This window comes from Pseudomonas sp. IT-P4 (genome assembly GCF_949767755.1).
In the GTDB taxonomy this organism is placed as follows: Bacteria; Pseudomonadota; Gammaproteobacteria; order Pseudomonadales; family Pseudomonadaceae; genus Aquipseudomonas; species Aquipseudomonas monachiensis.
Genome location: NZ_CATKPX010000095.1, coordinates 1 through 356 on the forward strand (window position 1 = coordinate 1; position 356 = coordinate 356).

1 protein-coding gene is annotated in these 356 nt (G+C 60.1%); it reads left to right on the forward strand.

Features of this window, described 5'->3' with window-relative positions; translation table 11 throughout:
• Window positions 1-356 (forward strand): immunoglobulin-like domain-containing protein (locus ACM6IT_RS27030; RefSeq protein WP_414919025.1); only part of this gene is annotated, 356 nt, incomplete at both ends.

Below are 356 nucleotides of genomic sequence, written 5' to 3' on the forward strand. Positions count from 1 at the left end.
AGACCTTCGAAAACCTGGTGATCGACGGCACCGCGGCCAACGTGGCCATCACTGACACCGTCAGCGAAGTGATTGCGACCCTGACTGCGGACAAATCCACCGTTGCTGAAGGCGGCCAGGTCACCTACTCCGTGACCCTGACCAACGCAGCCGGTCTGCCGTTGAACAATCACGGTGAACTCACCTTCACCCTGACCGACGGCACCAAAATCACCGTCCCAGCCAATACCGCGACTGGCACGGCGACCATCGCCGCTGCCGACGACGTCTTCACCGGCGGCCAAGCGCCGATCGTTAACAAACTGGAATCGGTTACCGGCGCGGATAACTTCGAAAAACTGACCCTGAGTCAGACC